The sequence below is a fragment of the Flavobacterium circumlabens genome (assembly GCF_004345565.1).
Taxonomy (GTDB): domain Bacteria; phylum Bacteroidota; class Bacteroidia; order Flavobacteriales; family Flavobacteriaceae; genus Flavobacterium; species Flavobacterium circumlabens.
The window spans coordinates 132,138-149,910 of sequence record NZ_SLWA01000001.1 but is presented as its reverse complement, the minus strand read 5'-3'; the positions used below and the strand labels follow the sequence as shown (position 1 = coordinate 149,910).

The 17,773-nt window shown below is 35.2% G+C and carries 17 protein-coding genes and 1 riboswitch; of the genes, 6 read left to right on the top strand and 11 right to left on the bottom strand.

All coding sequences use genetic code 11. The features are described 5' to 3' along the window. Nucleotides 1-5 precede the first annotated feature (5 nt). The 4 genes from thiS to EV142_RS00610 form a co-directional block, all read right to left on the bottom strand. The gene (gene thiS / locus EV142_RS00625) at nt 6-212 is read right to left on the bottom strand and encodes a sulfur carrier protein ThiS (RefSeq protein WP_132031714.1); all 207 of its coding nucleotides are present in this window, start codon (nt 210-212) and stop codon (nt 6-8) included. Nucleotides 213-277: 65 nt separating this feature from the next. Continuing rightward, nucleotides 278-375, bottom strand: a riboswitch (TPP riboswitch). Between the two features lie 155 nt (nt 376-530). Beyond that, nucleotides 531-1,088, bottom strand: coding sequence for a DNA-3-methyladenine glycosylase I (locus tag EV142_RS00620; RefSeq protein WP_132031712.1), 558 nt, complete (start codon nt 1,086-1,088; stop codon nt 531-533). A gap of 531 nt (nt 1,089-1,619) precedes the next feature. Beyond that, complete coding sequence (locus tag EV142_RS00615; protein WP_132031710.1) at nt 1,620-2,300, bottom strand: hypothetical protein; 681 nt, start codon at nt 2,298-2,300, stop codon at nt 1,620-1,622. A gap of 15 nt (nt 2,301-2,315) precedes the next feature. Then, nucleotides 2,316-2,978, bottom strand: a complete 663-nt coding sequence (locus EV142_RS00610) for a queuosine precursor transporter (RefSeq protein ID WP_132033164.1) — start codon at nt 2,976-2,978, stop codon at nt 2,316-2,318. Nucleotides 2,979-3,160: 182 nt separating this feature from the next. On the opposite strand from EV142_RS00610, the gene EV142_RS00605 reads away from it, so the two are divergent. Further along, nucleotides 3,161-5,281 (top strand): M3 family metallopeptidase, encoded by a 2,121-nt coding sequence (locus EV142_RS00605; protein WP_132031708.1) that lies wholly within the window; start codon nt 3,161-3,163, stop codon nt 5,279-5,281. A gap of 73 nt (nt 5,282-5,354) precedes the next feature. Here EV142_RS00605 and tsf read toward each other — a convergent pair whose 3' ends face one another. The 6 genes from tsf to EV142_RS00575 all read right to left on the bottom strand — a co-directional run bounded on the left by tsf (nt 5,355) and on the right by EV142_RS00575 (nt 10,075). Continuing rightward, the gene (tsf, locus tag EV142_RS00600) at nt 5,355-6,317 is read right to left on the bottom strand and encodes a translation elongation factor Ts (protein ID WP_132031706.1); all 963 of its coding nucleotides are present in this window, start codon (nt 6,315-6,317) and stop codon (nt 5,355-5,357) included. 140 nt (nt 6,318-6,457) lie between these two features. Next, complete coding sequence (gene rpsB / locus EV142_RS00595; protein WP_132031704.1) at nt 6,458-7,273, bottom strand: 30S ribosomal protein S2; 816 nt, start codon at nt 7,271-7,273, stop codon at nt 6,458-6,460. Nucleotides 7,274-7,449: 176 nt separating this feature from the next. Then, a complete protein-coding gene (gene rpsI / locus EV142_RS00590; RefSeq protein WP_007808909.1) occupies nt 7,450-7,836 on the bottom strand; it encodes a 30S ribosomal protein S9 in 387 nt (128 codons plus the stop codon). Beyond that, nucleotides 7,836-8,291, bottom strand: coding sequence for a 50S ribosomal protein L13 (gene rplM, locus EV142_RS00585; protein WP_007808911.1), 456 nt, complete (start codon nt 8,289-8,291; stop codon nt 7,836-7,838). The genes rpsI and rplM overlap by 1 nt, the downstream gene beginning before the upstream one ends. A gap of 196 nt (nt 8,292-8,487) precedes the next feature. Next, nucleotides 8,488-9,300: a ferritin-like domain-containing protein gene (locus EV142_RS00580; protein ID WP_132031702.1), complete on the bottom strand. Its 813-nt coding sequence runs from the start codon at nt 9,298-9,300 to the stop codon at nt 8,488-8,490. A gap of 28 nt (nt 9,301-9,328) precedes the next feature. Further along, the gene (locus tag EV142_RS00575) at nt 9,329-10,075 is read right to left on the bottom strand and encodes a ferritin-like domain-containing protein (protein WP_132031700.1); all 747 of its coding nucleotides are present in this window, start codon (nt 10,073-10,075) and stop codon (nt 9,329-9,331) included. A gap of 537 nt (nt 10,076-10,612) precedes the next feature. Here EV142_RS00575 and EV142_RS00570 point away from each other — a divergent pair. Next, nucleotides 10,613-11,641, top strand: coding sequence for a LacI family DNA-binding transcriptional regulator (locus EV142_RS00570; protein WP_132031698.1), 1,029 nt, complete (start codon nt 10,613-10,615; stop codon nt 11,639-11,641). A 143-nt stretch (nt 11,642-11,784) separates the two neighbouring features. Here the strand turns inward: EV142_RS00570 and polA are convergent, their stop codons facing one another. Further along, on the bottom strand, nt 11,785-14,622 hold the full coding sequence (polA, locus tag EV142_RS00565; protein ID WP_132031696.1) for a DNA polymerase I: 2,838 nt from the start codon (nt 14,620-14,622) through the stop codon (nt 11,785-11,787). A gap of 315 nt (nt 14,623-14,937) precedes the next feature. Here polA and EV142_RS00560 point away from each other — a divergent pair, with 315 nt between their 5' ends. The 4 genes from EV142_RS00560 (at nt 14,938) to EV142_RS00545 (ending at nt 17,650) form a co-directional block, all read left to right on the top strand. Further along, entirely contained in the window at nt 14,938-15,153 is a 216-nt protein-coding gene (locus tag EV142_RS00560; RefSeq protein ID WP_132031694.1) for a hypothetical protein, read from the top strand. A 177-nt stretch (nt 15,154-15,330) separates the two neighbouring features. Next, nucleotides 15,331-16,005 carry a response regulator transcription factor gene (locus EV142_RS00555; protein WP_132031692.1) on the top strand — a complete coding sequence of 225 codons (675 nt, stop codon included), beginning with the start codon at nt 15,331-15,333 and terminating at the stop codon, nt 16,003-16,005. A gap of 11 nt (nt 16,006-16,016) precedes the next feature. Continuing rightward, on the top strand, nt 16,017-17,351 hold the full coding sequence (locus tag EV142_RS00550; protein WP_238698620.1) for a sensor histidine kinase: 1,335 nt from the start codon (nt 16,017-16,019) through the stop codon (nt 17,349-17,351). Nucleotides 17,352-17,461: 110 nt separating this feature from the next. Then, nucleotides 17,462-17,650, top strand: a complete 189-nt coding sequence (locus tag EV142_RS00545; RefSeq protein ID WP_132031690.1) for a hypothetical protein — start codon at nt 17,462-17,464, stop codon at nt 17,648-17,650. The last annotated feature ends 123 nt before the right edge of the window (nt 17,651-17,773 follow it).

Here is a 17,773-nt window from a genome sequence, read left to right as displayed (position 1 = left end):
AACTTTTATCCACCCTGCGTTGCTGAAATAATTAGAATCTCGTCTGTTTCCTGAATAAGGTGTGAATTCCAGTGTAGTTTTGGAATTACGGTGCTGTTGACCGCCACGGCGATTCCGTTTTGTTTGTTTGGAATTTCGAGATCGAGCAATGACTGAACGCTAAGTGTTTCAGCATTGAATTTTTTGATTTGTTGGTTGATTTTTAGTTCCATTCCTTTTGAGTTTAGTATATAATAATACTTTAGGAATGGCTACAATTGCGCACAAAAATGCGCGAAGAAGTCATCTTACTTTTCCCTACGCTAGTATGAACTAGATCAGGTTCAGAGGGTAAAATCTCAGCCTGCAATGTTGCAGACACCCCTAAAGTGTGAAGCAAATGTAAGGAAAAAAAGTTTTCAGTCGCAGTTTTTAGCCGCAGTTTTCAGATTTTCATAAAACTTAAAACTGGAAACCCGCAAAGAGACTGAAACTGCGACTGAGAAAGGGGACTTGCAAACAGACTGAAAACTGCGACTGAAAACAGTCTACTAAGTCCTCGTCCAGCAGTCCTCAACGTGATCGTTGACCATGCCCGTAGCCTGCATATGAGCATAAATAACCGTTGAACCTACGAATTTGAAGCCTCTTTTTTTTAAATCTTTACTGATTTCATCGGAGAGTGGAGTAGTAGCAGGAACATCCTTTGATGTCTTCGGATTGTTTATGATTGGTTTTCCATTGGTGAATTTCCAGATATAGTCAGAGAAACTTCCAAATTCTTCCTGTATTTTTAGAAAGGCCTGCGCGTTTGAAATGGTAGCTCGAATCTTAAGCCTGTTGCGGATAATTCCGGTATCGAGTAATAAAGATTCAATTTTATCTTCCGGATAATGGGCTATTTTTTTATAATCGAAATCATCAAAAGCAGTCCTGAAATTTTCTCTTTTATTTAAAATGGTAATCCAGCTCAAACCTGCCTGAAAAGTTTCCAGAATTAAAAATTCGAATAATGAAGCATCGTCATATACCGGAACGCCCCATTCTTCGTCATGGTATTTTTTGTATAAATCACTGGCGGAACACCAGCTGCATCGAATAGGCTCCATTTTTTATTTCAAATATAAAGAATCTCAATTAGTAAGTTTGAGATTTATACATCTATTTTGTAGCTGCTATAAGTTGTAATTTAAAACTTTCAAGTTTGATCAGGTAAAAGATTATAAAAATTAAGATCCAGCTTATAAAAGTTAGATATATATTCGTTAAATTATGGTTCAATACTTCAGCATATTGACAAAAAAAGCCAAAAAACACGGTTAGTACAAAATTATACACAAAGGCATTTTTCAAACTCATTGTAATAACTCCTGTTAAAAAATTCCAGCTAACAAGCTGATCGCTTATTTTAAGTTTCCCCGGACTCGATAAATCAATAATAACATTTTGTGAAAATTCAAGATTTACAGTTATCAAATTTTGTTTTACGGTGTACTTGTAATTGTACTTTTCTAAAAAAATAATTATTTCGTCAGAGTTCATTTCGTGTCTTTTTTTAATTATGTATAAAGCTTCATTACCAAATAAAGGACACGCGAAACCTTTAAGCACTAGTCTTTAACCAGGTTTTTGTTTCTCTATTATTTTCCAATTTGCCAGCTATATCCTTTTACGCCCGGAATATAAGCAGAACGGCCAATTATAACCAGTTCATTATAAATCTTCTTGTCGTATTTGATGCCAATTGCAGTCCCTGAAGTGTATAGTTTATTGGCTTTAAAGGTGATTTTCATCAGGCCGTCTCTGAATTTAGCATCGGAAATCTTTTCTACCAACCATGTCGAACGCCATTTTACGGCAATTTCATCATCGTCGGTTTTTGTAATACTTTTTACAAGTTTAACAGCTTCTTCCGGAATTTCAAATTTTTGAGTGAGTTCCTCCTGAGTTAAAGTCTGTCCAATTTTGCTTCCGTAAAGTATTTTGCGCAAATTAACGAACGTCATCAGGGTTTTATTTGCCTCTTCACTAAGATCTAATTTAGGACTGTTTGCTATAATCTGTTGGTTTTTAATTTGCGGCTCAAAATCATGTTCTGCTTTTACTGAAAAAATATTCTTTTTTTCAGCAAGAGCTCTTTTTTTGGAATTTGAAATAAGTGTAGTTTTCGGTGTTGCTTTTTTTAAGATTTTTACCGGAGCAGGGTTTAATTTATTGACCGGATAAACGGTTTCTTGTTTAGCCTGTTTTTTTGCATCGTCACCACAGCCTGTAAAAAAACAGGCTATTGAAAGGAGTAAGATGGCAATTATCTTTTTCATAACTACAAGGTACGCTTAATCTTTAACAGAAGAATCCTCTTTCAAATATTTTTTGATTAAATGATGCCCCAGATAAATTAACGGAGTTAATAAAATGGCGACTGACAGTTTAAAAACATAACCCGTTAAGGCTGAAGAAATAAAAGTGTCAAAATTGATTTTTCCCGGTAGCCAGAAAGCAATTCCGAGAACAATAAACGAATCAAATAATTGAGAGACTACGGTAGATCCGGTAGTTCTCAGCCATATTTTTTTTTCACCTGTGCGTCTTTTAAAAAACCAAAAGATCCATACATCTATAAGCTGAGAGGCCATAAAGGCAATAAGACTTCCGACAATAATCCACATACTTTGTCCGAAAACGGCGAGAAATTGTTCATCATTTACCGGGCTGATGCCTTTTGCCGCGGGAATTACGATAGCCATAAATAAGATTAGAAAGGCATAAGCGATCAGACAAGCTGTTATAAAAGAAAGTTTTTTAACTCCCTTTTCTCCAAAATACTCATTGATTAAATCGGTTGTAAGAAAAACGATAGGCCAGGGCAGAATTCCGATACTCATTACAAATGGCCCAATTTGAATTAATTTTCCTCCAATTAATTCAGCTACTACAGCATTAGTGATAAAAATTCCTGCAAGAATAACAAAGACAATTTCTTTTTTGGTTTTGAACATATCTTTTTGTGATTGAAGTTTCAAATTTAAGTTTTTTCTTTATAACATAAAACAGTTTGAATTTAAATTAAATAATTAGCTGATTTAAGAATACTGAAAGTTAAATTTTTCTATTCAATGGCGTTTTTTAGTTATTTTTGAGAAACTAACAAAATTCATTTAGATCAAGTAAATTAATGATAATGAAAAAAATAATAGGAATTTTTCTTATGGGTACAACTTTTTTTGCGTCACACGCACAAACCAATTCTGAGAATCCGCTGCTTAAAAAATGGGTCGGCCCTTATGGAGGCGTTCCTGCTTTTAATGAGTATAAAGTATCAGATTTTAAACCGGCAATTGAGTTCGGAATTCAGGAAAAACTTAACGAAGTAGATGCTATTGCCAATAATCCAAAAGCTCCGACTTTTGACAATACGATAGCGGCTTTGGAGCTTTCCGGAAAAACAATTACAAGAATTGCTACAGTTTACGGAATTTACAGATCAAATTTAAGCAGTCCGGAGTTTAATGCCGTAGATACGGAAATGTCTCCTAAATTTTCTGAATTCAATGATAAGATCAATCAGAATAAAAAGCTTTTCGAAAGGATCGAAACGTTATATAATTCAAAAGAAAGTAAAAAACTTACGAGTGAACAACAACGCTTAATTTGGTTGTATTATACAGAATTCGTTCGTGAAGGAGCAAAATTAAATAATGCCGATAAAGAAAAAGTAGCTGAAATCAATAAGCAGCTGGCGACACTTTTTACGAAATTCAGTCAAAATTTGCTGGCAGAAGAACATGATCAGTATGTGGAATTAAAGACTGAAGCCGATTTCGACGGCCTTCCTGCTGAAGTGAAAAATGCAGCAATTGCAGAAGCGAAAGAGAGAAAATTAGGCGTAATGGGATGTGTTGCCAATACGCGTTCTTCAATCGAACCTTTTTTGACTTTTTCCAATCGTAGGGATTTGCGCGAAAAGGCTTTTAATATTTTTGTGAAACGAGGTGATAACGGAAATGCGAATGATAATAATGCCACTTTAGTCTCTATTTTGCAATTACGTACGGAAAAAGCCAAAATACTTGGTTTCCCTTCATTCGCTCATTGGAGTTTGTCAAATAAAATGGCAAAAGAACCACAGAAAACAATGGCACTAATGGAATCTGTCTGGACTCCGGCTGTAGAAAAAGTACATCAGGATGTTGCTGAAATGCAAAAAATTGTGGATGCGGAAGGCGGTACATTTAAAATTCAGCCTTGGGATTATCGTTTCTATGCTGAAAAAGTAAGGAAAGCAAAGTATGATTTAGACCAAAATGAGGTGAAGCCTTATTTGCAATTAGAAAACCTGCGCGAAGGAATGTTTTGGGTTGCGGGTGAATTATTCAATTTAAATTTTAAACAAATTACAAATGTTCCGGTATATCATCCGGATGTGCGTGTTTGGGAGGTAAGTAATAAGCTAACCGGTAAAGTGGTAGGATTGTGGTATTTTGATCCTTATGCACGTACAGGAAAGCGTTCCGGCGCATGGATGAATTCTTACAGGGATCAGCAAAAACTGGATGGTGACGTGCTGACGATTGTTTCTAACAATTGCAATTTTATTAAAGGCACTGCAAATGAGCCTATTTTAATTTCATGGGAGGATGCTACAACACTATTTCATGAATTTGGGCATGCGCTTCATAGTTTGTGCTCCAATGTAACCTATCCTAGTTTATCCGGCACATCGGTAGCCAGGGATTATGTAGAGTTTCCTTCTCAGTTGTTAGAGCATTGGCTGGCTACTCCTGAAGTTTTGAATAAATTTGCCTTGCATTACAAAACGAATCAGCCTTTGCCGCATGCATTGGTGGAAAGAATTGAAAGAGCAGCCAACTTTGGTGAAGGATTCTCTACTGTAGAAACTATTTCAAGTTCTTTAATAGATATGAAGCTTCATTTGACTACGACAGCTATTGATCCTCATAAATTTGAAAAAGAAACATTAGATGCGCTACATATGCCTTCTGAGATTGTAATGCGCCACAGAATTCCACAATTTGGACATATTTTTTCGAGTGATGGATATGCAGCCGGATACTATAGTTATTTATGGGCTGACGTTATAAATGCAGATGCCTACGAAGCTTTCCTTGAAGGAAAAGGCCCTTATGACAAAGAAGTAGCCAAACGTCTTTATGATACTGTATTTAGCGTTGGAAACACGATTGATCAGGAAAAAGCATATGAGAACTTCAGAGGAAGAGCCCCTAAGTCTGATGCTTTAATGCGTGCGAGAAACTTTCCGATCGTAGAGAAGAAAAACTAAGAGCCTGAAATCAGCAAATAAAAAAGCCCGAATAAATAAATATTCGGGCTTTTTATATTGAAATAATAATATATTAACCTAAAGTAACTCTTTTGAAACCTGAAATTTCAACGTTGAATCCTTTAACATAATCACTAACTTTTTTACTGTCATCTTTGATGAAGTTTTGATCTAGTAAGGCTTTCTCCTGGTCTAAAGTAGTATTGTCAGAGATGAAACGTTGCACTTTTCCTGGGATAATTTTGTCCCAAATTTGCTCTGGTTTACCTTCAGCTTTTAATTCCGCTTTAGCATCTTCTTCAGCTTGTTTTAAAACTTCTTCCGTTAATTGAGAGAAAGAAATATATTTAGGAACATTTTTTAAAGTTTTTCCTAAACGTTTTGCTTCTTCATTATCCTTTTCGATTACAGCAATACGAGCAGCAAGTTCAGATTCAACGAAAGCAGGATCAAAATCTTTGTAAGATAATGTATCAGCTCCCATAGAAGCAACTTGCATAGAAACATCTTTAGTTAAAACGTCAGCGTTAGGAACTGCAGCAGAAATTGCAGTTAATGCAGCAATTTTGTTAACGTGAACATAAGATCCAACAAAAGCACCTTCTAAGATTTCAAAACCACCGATTTCGATTTTTTCTCCGATAACTCCAGTTTGCTCAATTAATTTTTCAGCAACAGTAATTCCGTTGAAATCTGAAGCTAAGAATTCTTCTTTAGAAGAGAAATTGATAGCTTTTTCTACTAATTCTTTAGCCAAAGTTACGAAAGCCTCATTTTTACCTACGAAATCAGTTTCGCAGTTTAAAGTAATGATAGCTCCTTTAGTATTGTCAGCATTGATAAAAGAAACAGCAGCTCCTTCAGAAGACTCACGGTCAGAACGGTTAGCAGCAACTTTTTGTCCTTTTTCTCTAAGGACTTGAATAGCTTTATCGAAATCTCCATCAGCCTCAACTAAAGCTTTTTTACAGTCCATCATTCCGGCACCTGTAGTTTGTCTTAATTTATTTACATCTGCAGCAGTAATTGTTGCCATAATATTTTGAATTTTAATGTTAAAAGTAAAAATTCCATCTTTTAAATCCCAAACTCCAATTTTATTAAATTATCAACATAATGTTTTTAATTTTTTTTTTTTGGATTTTGGAATTTAAAATTTGGAATTTAAATTGTTATTTATTCTTCAGTTGCAGGAGCAGCAGCTTCAACAGCCGGTGCAGCTTCAACAGCTGGTGCAGCCTCTACAGCAGGAGCAGCTTCAACAGCAGCTTCTTCAGTAAAAACTTCAGTTTCTTTGTCAGAACCTCTGTCAGAAAGACCTTCGATTACAGCAGCAGTTACTAAAGATAAAATTTTGTCAATTGATTTAGAAGCATCATCATTTGCAGGAATAACGTAATCAACCTCTCTTGGGTCAGAATTCGTATCAACCATTGCGAAAACTGGAATGTTTAATTTTTGTGCTTCTTTTATTGCGATATGTTCAGCTTTGATATCTACTACGAACAATGCTGCAGGTAGTCTAGACATATCAGCGATTGAACCTAAGTTTTTCTCTAATTTAGCACGTAGACGATCAACTTGCAAACGCTCTTTTTTAGAAAGAGTCATGAAAGTACCATCTTTCTTCATTTTATCAATAGAAGACATTTTTTTAACTGCCTTTCTGATAGTTACGAAGTTAGTTAGCATTCCACCAGGCCATCTTTCAGTGATATAAGGCATGTTTGCAGCTTTTGCTTTTTCAGCAACGATGTCTTTTGCTTGTTTTTTGGTAGCTACGAATAATATTTTTCTACCTGATGCAGCGATTTTTTTCAAAGCTTCATTAGCTTCTTCAATTTTAGCTGCAGTTTTATATAGATTGATAATGTGTATACCATTACGCTCCATATAAATGTAAGGAGCCATGTTTGGATCCCATTTTCTAGTCATGTGTCCAAAGTGAACACCTGCTTCTAGTAAGTCTTTAACTTCTATTTTGTTTGCCATTTTTGTACTAGTTTACGTTCTGTTGATTAGCAATGTATAAATGGCGGTTTCCCAGGCTTTATACATTTAGATGCTAAACTATTTCCTACCTCGGTAGGAGAGCAACAACAACTGTGTTTTTTAATTTCAATAAATAATTGATCATGTCTTGTCCTAATTGAACAAGACAAGTAATATTAACGTTTAGAGAATTGGAATCTCTTACGAGCTTTCTTCTGACCGAATTTCTTACGTTCAACCATTCTTGGATCTCTTGTTAATAAACCTTCTGGTTTAAGGATAGCTCTGTTTTCAGCATTTACTTCACACATAACACGTGCTAATGCCATTCTTACAGCTTCTGCCTGACCAGTTGAACCACCTCCGTAAACGTTTACTTTTACATCAAAGTTGTTTACATTTTCTGTCATAGACATTGGTTGTAAAACTTTGTATTGTAAAGTTGCAGTTGGAAAGTAAGTTGCGAATTCTTTTTTGTTTACAGTGATTTTTCCTGTTCCTTCAGAAACATATACACGTGCAACAGCGGTTTTTCTTCTACCGATTTTGTGAATAACTCCCATTACTTAAGATCGTTTAGGTTAACAGTTCTAGGTTTTTGAGCTCCTTGTTTGTGCTCAGATCCTACAACAACATTTAGATTTCTAAAAAGTTCAGCCCCTAATTTGTTTTTAGGTAACATTCCTTTTACAGCTTTCTCTACTAGTAATGCAGGGTTTTTAGATTGCAATACTTTAGCAGTTAAAGTTCTTTGTCCTCCTGGGTAACCTGTATGACGCATGTAAATTTTGTCATTCATTTTTGTACCTGTAAGGTTAATTTTTTCTGAGTTGATAACAATTACGTTATCTCCACAGTCAACGTGCGGTGTGTAACTTGGCTTGTACTTACCTCTTAAGATCATTGCAACCTTTGAAGCAAGACGACCTAAGTTATGACCTTCAGCGTCAACAACAATCCACTCTTTCGTTACAGTGGCTTTGCTAGCTGAAATTGTCTTGTAGCTTAATGCGTCCATAATATTATTTTAATTAAACATTCCATCCCCAATAAAGGGGATGCAAAAGTACAATTAATTATTTTAAAACCAAATACCTTAAATGATTATTTTAACTGCTGATTTTCAGGAGTTATTTTTTCATCTAAAACAATAAAAAAACCATCTTTACAAAATGAAGTAAAGATGGTTTATAAAAGACTTATAAAAAAATAATTTACACTATAAATATATTGGCTATGTCTACAACTTGTTGTGTAGTAAGTGGTTCGTCATAAGCTTCAGATCCGGCGGCAGCTCCAAATAAGGTTGCAGTATTATATCCTGCCTGCATGGTAAGTCCTTCACCATCATATACGGCTTGTGTAGCTGCTGGCATTCCGGTACCTCTGTCGCTATTAGAAATCCATCCTTTTAAACCACGCAGTCTTCGTACTTCAGAGGCATGACGTGCTTCAACAGAATGTATTTGTAATGCTGCGGTTAGTAAAGCCGGAGCCGAAATCAGGTTTGCGGCCTGACCTTTGTAGGCTCTTACACCTGTATCTTCAAATGCCTGGGCTAAAGCCAAAAATGTCTGATAATTTCCAAAAGGATCAAAAGCACCGCCAACCGTAAAGTCGAAAGTTGGTTTCGGAACAAAGTTAGCACTCGAGGTGCCTCCTAATCCGGCAATTAGAAATTTTACGTGATCGGCTTCATGATCTGCTATTTGCTGAAAAACTTTTAAATCGCGACCACCATTTTCTGATGCCGGAATAACTCCTGAATCTAATGCCATCGCATAAAATTCGTTTTCCAGATATTCTAATGTCAGTGCAAATTGCAAAGCTCCGATTGGTGTTGCCGGAGTGGCGGTTATATCTTGTGCCATTGCTTTATTTGCTAACGCTGATAAACCAAAGGGAATGGATGCAAATGCTAAATTTTTTCCAAGATTTCCAAATTGTGTAAAACTGTCTCTTCTTGAACCTGTGCTGGCCATAATACCTTCATTAGTAAATGACTCTATAAATTTTAATATATTCATAATTTCTAGTTTTTAAAGTGCATTAATATTAAGGTAAAAATTGAGCTGTAAATTGTGTTGTAATAAATCCACCTGCAATGGCCAATATTTTAGACGGATCTTTTGCATCATCCAATCCGGTAGTCATATTTACGATATCATCGCCTGCAAAATCCTTAGAATTAGGATTGATTAAACTTCTGATTGCAGAGGCATGTCTTGCTTCTACGGAAACAATTTTCCCGGCTAATAATAGATAATCGGGACTTTTGATCAGTTTTCCGGCACCATTGTAAGCAGCTACACCAGTATCTTCAAGAGCTTTAGCAGTTGCAAGAACATCAGTACGGCTGTTAAAGTTTAATGCACCATAATTAAAGGCAAGTGTCGGCAATAGTTGAGAACTCGGGTCCGGTAGTCCGCCGCTCAAAGCAGCCTTAAAGAAATCTCTGTGCACGACTTCATGATGATATAAGTCGGTAAGTACTTGTTTCTCGATCTCATTAAAAGTGGCATTGAAATTTGAAGCATTTACCACCTTAGTATAAAAGTCAGCTTCTAATTGTTCTAAAGCATACGCATATGTTAAAACGCCAAAATCTCCGGCACCTAAGTCAAATTTTCCATTTCTGATTCCCGGTAACATATTATCTACAACTGGGTCGTCATTATCATTATCACTACACCCGGCCATAAGTAACCCCGCACCAACAACAGTCAGTCCGCTAAGTTTGAGAAAATTCCTTCTGTTGTTCAATGAAGTGTCAACCTCATGAATTTTTACTTCGTTTTTCATAATTAAATTTTTTAAGGTTATTAATAGCAAATCATAATTATCTGTAAATAAGTATTAACGAAATTTTAAAGAGTGCGGTTTTAGGAGTTTGTAAAAAATTTGATACTTATTTCCTACTTAAAGGTAGATTAAATTTTGTAATAAAATTCTGTTTTTAAATATGGTAATCTTCTGATAATCTGTAAAGTGCCTTTGTTTCCAGGGGTTTTAGTAACTGTGATTCTGAAGAAGAGTGCGTAATTACTTATGAAATTGATGTATTTACAGGAGAGCTTTATAAATATTGAGTTTAAAACAGATCGTTGTATTTTCTTTTTTTAACATAAATATTTATTATAAGTAAGTTTTTACATCGTAATTTAATAGAAATCACTTATGGCTTTTAAGAAATAAACTTCTGATTCTTCATGTTTTTTTTTAAATCATTATAAAATAAGAAATGAATCTACTTTATAATTTCACTCAGCTTTTATTTGGTTTTTGTTGTAATTTCACTAATTCTACTATATTTGTACTAATTCCATAAATTATGATAGAATGAAAGCTAAAGCAACTTTAAAACAAATCGCGAAAGAACTTAATGTTTCTGTATCAACAGTTTCTAAAGCGCTTAATGATAGCCCTGAAATCAGTGAGCAGACTAAAATAAAAATTAAAGAGTATGCTAAACTAAAAAATTACAAACCAAACGTTATTGGTCTGAATTTGAAGAATCGTAAAACAAAAACAATTGGAGTTATTATACCTAATATATTAAATTCCTTTTTTGCGAAGGTTTTTAGCGGTATCGAAAAAGTAGCAGACAAAAAAGGATATAACGTAATTACCTGTATTTCTAATGAGTCTTTGGAAAAAGAAATTCATACACTTGAAATGCTTAGTAACGGAACTATCGACGGTTTTATATTGTCCGTTTCGGAAGAAGCACAAAAACTACAGGAATACAACCATTTCTCGGCGATTATAAATGACGGAACTCCTATTGTAATGTTTGACAGAATTGCAGATGAAGTAGAATGTGACAAGGTTGTAGTTGATGATTTTGATTCGGCTTTAAATTCAACTCAGCATTTAATCAATATAGGATGTAAAAATATTGCCTTAATCTCTTCAGTTGATAATCTGAGTGTTGGAAAATTAAGAGCCGATGGATATTTGAAAGCTCTAAGAGATAATAATATTCCGGTAAACGAAAAGATCATTCTTCGTACCGATTCTGAAGAGGATATGAAAGCTAAAATTGATGCGATTTTTGATAACAACAAAATTGACGGAATTTTTGCTTTGGATGAAAATGATTCTGTTGCCGCCCTAAGGGTTGGATTGAAAAAAGGATACAGAGTTCCCGAAGATTTATCGATCATTGGTTTTGCTGATGGAATTTTGGCTTCAAGACGTCTGTCACCAAGTTTAACTACAGTAAGTCAGCACGGAATTGAGATTGGAGAAGTCGCTGCCAAAAGATTAATCAAAAGACTGGAAGAAAACGAAGAAGAAACTTCGGATTACGAAACAATCGTTATTAAGACGGTATTGAAAGAACGAGAATCTACTCGGAAATTATAGTTCAAAAAAAAGAGATACATAAAAAAAGACTGTTCCAAAAGGACAGTCTTTTTTTATTGTGTCATTTCGACGGAGGAGAAATCACAAGATTGTGTTTCTTTTACCCGGAAATCTAAAATCTGTAGTCTAAATCTAAAATAAAATTAATGCGCCTCCAGCCAGTCTTTACCCATTCCTAATTCCACTTCTAAAGGAACGGCCATTTTAAAAGCATTTTCCATTTCGTGTTTGATCATGGGCTGGATTTTTTCAAGTTCATCGTTGTGAACATCGAACACAAGCTCATCATGTACCTGAAGCAGCATTTTTGATTTCCAGTTTTCTTCTTTTAATTTTTTATGAATGTTGATCATGGCAATTTTAATGACATCTGCAGCACTTCCCTGAATAGGGGCATTTACAGCATTTCGTTCAGCGGCACTTCTCACCACTGTATTTGCCGAATTGATATCTTTCAGATAACGACGACGTCCTAAAATAGTCTGTACATATCCTTTTTCGCGGGCAAACTCAATTTGGTCCGAAATATAAGATTTCAATCGTGGGTATGTTTTATAATAAGCCTCAATTAAAGCGGCACTTTCGCTGCGTGATAATGAAGTTTGGTTGCTCAGTCCAAAGGCAGAAACGCCGTAGATAATTCCGAAGTTTACGGTTTTGGCATTGCTTCTTTGTTCGCGGGAAACTTCTTCTAACGGAACATCAAATACTTTTGCGGCAGTTGCTTTGTGAATGTCTTCTCCGTTTTGGAAAGCAGCAATCATATTTTCTTCTCCGCTTAGAGCCGCAATAATTCGCAATTCAATTTGAGAGTAATCGGCAGAAATCAACGTATGGTTTTCATCTCTTGCGACAAATGCCTTACGAATCTGACGGCCTCTTTCGGTACGGATCGGGATATTCTGTAAGTTCGGATTATTAGAACTCAAACGGCCCGTAGCGGCAACGGTTTGCATATAATCGGTATGAACACGTAATGTTTTTTTGTCTACCTGTTCCGGTAAAGCCAAAATATAAGTGCTCTGTAATTTTACCATCTGACGCCAGTCCAGGATCTCTTTTACAATTGGATTGTCGTTGGCCAAATACGTTAAAACTTCTTCGCCGGTCGCGTACTGACCCGTTTTGGTTTTCTTTTGTTTGGCGCCTCCTATTTTCATTTTATCAAATAAGACATCACCCAATTGTTTTGGCGAGGCCAGATTAAATTTCTCTCCGGCACTTTCATAAATTTTTTGCTCCAGAGATTTAATTTCAACATCCATTTCTTTAGACATGGCACTTAAAAATTCAACATCCAGACGAATTCCTTCGGTTTCCATAGCAGCCAGAACACTTACTAACGGAATTTCGATTTCATCAAATAACTTTTTAGTTTCTGTTTTGTCTAATTCTGTTGTGAAAATTTCTTTTAACTGCAAAGTGATATCAGCATCTTCGGCAGCATATTCTTTGATTTCTTCAAGCGCAACATCGCGCATGGAAAGTTGATTTTTGCCTTTTTTACCAATTAAGGTTTCAATTGATTTGGGCGAATATTTCAAATAAGTCTCTGCTAAAATATCCATATTATGACGCATATCCGGATTAATCAGATAATGCGCAATCATAGTATCGAAAAGCTTTCCTTTTACAGTAACGCCGTAATTAGAAAGAATTTTTAAATCGTATTTTAAATTCTGACCAATTTTTTCGATGTTTTCATTTTCAAAAAACGGAATAAATTTGTTGATTAAAGTTTGAGCTTCTTCCTGACTTTCCGGAAACGGAACATAATATCCTTTTCCTTTTTCATACGAAAAAGAAATCCCAACCAACTCCGCATGTAACGCATCTAAACCTGTCGTTTCGGTATCGAAGCAAACAGAAGGCTGTTTTTGTAAATTTTGCAAAAGTAATTTGACGCCCAAATCGCCTTCAACAGCCTGATAGGAGTGAGGGGTATTTTCTAATGTAGTATAGAAAGAAGTTCTTGCGGTTTCAGGATTTTCATCTGAAGTTGCACTTCCGAAAAGATCAAACTGATCTTCGTTTTTAGGTTGTGGTTTTTTGTATAATTTGGCATCAGGGGCTTCATTTGCAGTTGAAGTGCCGCCTGTTTTAAACAAATTATCAAATTGTTCTGCCATTCTTCTGAATTCAAGTTCCTGAAAAATAGCATCTGTTTTTTCGATATCGGGACGCGTTAACTCGTAATCCGTTTCATTAAAAACAACATCGCAGTCTATAATAATGGTAGCCAGTTTTTTAGAAAGGATTCCTTTCTCTTTATTGGCTTCGATGTTTTCTTTCATTTTTCCTTTCAGCAAATGCGTATTGGCCAAAAGATTCTCCATTGATCCGAATTCTTTCAGGAATTTCTTTGCGGTCACTTCTCCAACACCCGGCAGTCCCGGAATGTTATCGACCGCATCACCCATCATTCCGAGAAAATCAATCACCTGCTCCGGTCTTTCAATTTCAAACTTGGCCAAAACTTCGGGAACACCCCAGATTTCAATTCCGTTACCCATTCGGGCCGGTTTATACATGAAAATATTTTCAGAAACCAATTGTGCAAAATCCTTATCAGGCGTAACCATGTAGACTTTGTAATTTTCTTTTTCGGCCTGTTTTGCAATGGTACCAATTAAATCATCGGCCTCACAACCATTAGATTCAATAATTGGAATGTGCATTGCGCTTAATAAACTCTGAATATAGGGAATCGCAATTTTTATAGCCTCCGGAGTTTCGTCACGATTGGCTTTATATTCGGTATACATTTCTGTTCGCACATGACTTCCGCCTTTGTCAAAAGCAACCGCCAGATGATCCGGTTTTTCTCTTTTGATGACATCCAGAAGGGAATTCATAAAGCCCATAATGGCAGATGTATCCATTCCTTTGGAGTTAATCCTTGGATTTTTTATGAAAGCATAATAACCACGGAATATTAGTGCATAAGCATCAAGAAGAAAAAGACGTTTTTGAGTTGACATAAAAAAAATATTAGTCTGTAAAAATAAACAATTGGGTCCTTAAAAATTAGAGTAACAGGATTTTTTTTTAGCGATATAAGTTATATAAGTTCATTTTAGTGAAGGCGTAATTCGGCGTGTTTAAAACATTACGCATATTCATAAAGATTAAATGAACTTACATAACTTACATGGTCGAAAATGCCTCGAATGGACTAATAAGTTAATCTGAAGTTAAAATTTCTAAGAGGTATGTTTTCTTCATTTGGTCTTCATTTTACAGGAGTAAATTTGATCTGTAATTAAAAAGGTTATTAATTTTAAATTGTAGAAATCATGAGAAATTTTTTAATGTTATTCGTAGCAGTTTTAGGAACTACAGCAATGGTACATGCATTTCCGGCTTTAAAAGTTGGTCCTGTAAAAGAAGTTAAAGCAACTCCCGTAAAAGAGGTTAAAGCTACAAAACATCCCAGAAAAAAATCTGATAAAAAAGCAAAATCAGATAAAAAAGAAGCTCCAAAATCAGAAGCCTCAGCAATGAAAAAATAAGAGTTGTTTTTGTTTTGCTGTCGAAGGATTGTAAGGGGAGCAAAACAGAAAGGATAATTATGGAGAAAGCTGATAAAGAAATTTATCAGCTTTTTTTTTGATTCGTTAATTTTTTAATAACAGGCAACAGGGCTTTTTATAATTGCCTAATTTTAGTTGCGCTTAGAATTTGTGTATATGAATATTTTAATTGTTGAAGATAATAAGGAACTTGCTGCAGAAGTGTATGATTTTTTATGCAACACGGGTTATGTGTGCAAGATTACTCATAATTGCAGTGATGCTTTAGAAGAGGTAAACAGTAATGATTATGATGCCATGCTACTCGATCTTGGCCTGCCTGATGGTGATGGTTTTGAGGTTTTGAGGGCTGTTCGGAAAACCAAATCAAAGATTGCTGTCATTGTCATTACAGCTCGTGGCGAATTAGACGACAGAATTAATGGTTTGCATCTTGGCGCCGATGATTATCTCACAAAACCGTTTGCCTTAACCGAATTGAGTGCCCGTTTGTTTGCGGTTATTCGCAGAATGCATGGTTTTACATTGAATGACCTGGTAGTTCATGGCTTCTCCCTGCAATTGCAGGACTATAAGGTAAGCTACAATGCTATTCCTGTTAATCTGACCAAAAAAGAGTTTGATATTTTTCAGTATTTGGTGCTGAATAAAAATCGGGTGATTACCCGGCTGCAATTAACCGAGCATATTTGGGGTGATATTCTGGAAGTGAATTCAGATTCTAATTTTATAGATGTTCATGTTCGGAATCTTCGAAAAAAGTTAGACAAACATACCGATATCGGCTGGTTTGAAACAGTCAGAAATGTCGGCTATCGAATTAATGAGTAAAATAAGATATTGTGAAGATAAAACACCAATTGGCGATTTTTAATGCACTGACAAGATTGTTGGTTATTTTGGTTTTATGGTTAATGTTGCCCATTTTGGTCGAAAATGTAGTTTACAGGCATATTAATAATGGATTGCTGGAGAAAAAGAAAAAATTTATTGACCATTTAAATCAAAATGAGATTAATGATTTTATCGAAAATCCCGGTGATTCAACCGAAACGTATTCGCAATTTTCCACGCTTCACAGTGAGTTTCTGGTACTTTCGAAAGTTCCCGTAAAGCCTCGTCAAAAAGAAACCACTTTTAGTAATGACTATCGGATTATTGAGGGGGAAGAGAATGAGTACAGAATTCTCCAATATCATTTCACCTATGAAAAGGAAGGATATCAACTCGAAATTGGCAGTGATCTTAGCGAAGTAAACGACCTCACATTTATCATCAGGTTATTTATTATTATTGTTTTGGTGATTATTCTTCTGGTTACATTTCTGGCTGATACAGTTTATATTGAATATCTGCTGAAACCTTTTTATAAAATAATTGATACTAAAATTCGACGGGTCAATGAACCCGAAACTTTCGATCATACGCCAATAAAAGCAAAATCACGGGATTTCAGGGAACTTGATTTGGTTTTAAATCAGATGATGGATCGTATCGGAGAGCTTTTTAAAAAAGAAAAACAATTTATCTCCAACGTTTCGCACGAACTTCTTACACCAATCGCTTTACTCAAAAACAAGCTGGAAAATTTATTGCAGAATGATTCCTTAGATGATACTGCGGTTGATAAAATTGCGAGCTCCCTGAAGACATTGGACATGTTGAAAAAAATTATCAATAACCTGCTGTTGATTTCCCGAATCGAAAACAATCAGTATACAACCGAAGAAGAGATTCATTTCTATGAAATTATAACAGACATGCAGGAAGATCTTCAGGACAGAATTGAAGATAAAGAAATTGAGTTTTCGAATACAATGCAACATGATTTTAGTTTTAAAGGAAATAAAACACTGATTCATATTCTTATTTACAACCTGATTACAAATGCAATTAAATACAATTATCAAAAAGGAAAAATCACAATTACTGACGGATTTCTAAACCGACACTATTTTATTGCTATCGAAGATTCAGGAATCGGCATGGATTCTTCTCAAATTGAAAAGATATTTAACCGGTTTGCCCGAATCAATTCAGATCAGGACGGGCAAGGCCTCGGACTTGCTATCGCAGATAGTATTGCTAATTTTCATCATATAGAAATTAAGGTTACCTCAGGAATTAACGAAGGAACAACATTTCTGCTTTTGTTCCCGGAAACTGCAAAAACTTAATTTAAAGTTAATTTTTTTTAACACGGCAAATCTTCATTTCATCTTCATTTACTGATTCTATCTTTGGCTTATAAATAATCAAATAATAATAATTTATAAAATTCAAAGTCATGAAAAAATTAGTAATGTTAGCAGTAGCAGTTTTAGGAACAACAGCAATGGTAAACGCTCAGACAACTCCGGCACAAACAACTCCGGTAAAAGAAGCAAAAGCTCCTAAAAAAGAGAAAAAGGCAGAGAAAAAAGCTAAGAAAGCGGAGGTTAAAGCAGAAGCAGCTAAAGCAGAAACAAAAAAATAAAAAGTAATTTTTATTTGGTTTCATAGCTTTTGGTTTGGCTGTTAAATAATGAGTAAAGATAATTTTGAGCAGAGAGAAAGGCTGGTAAAGAAATTTATCAGCCTTTTGATTTATATTTGAGTT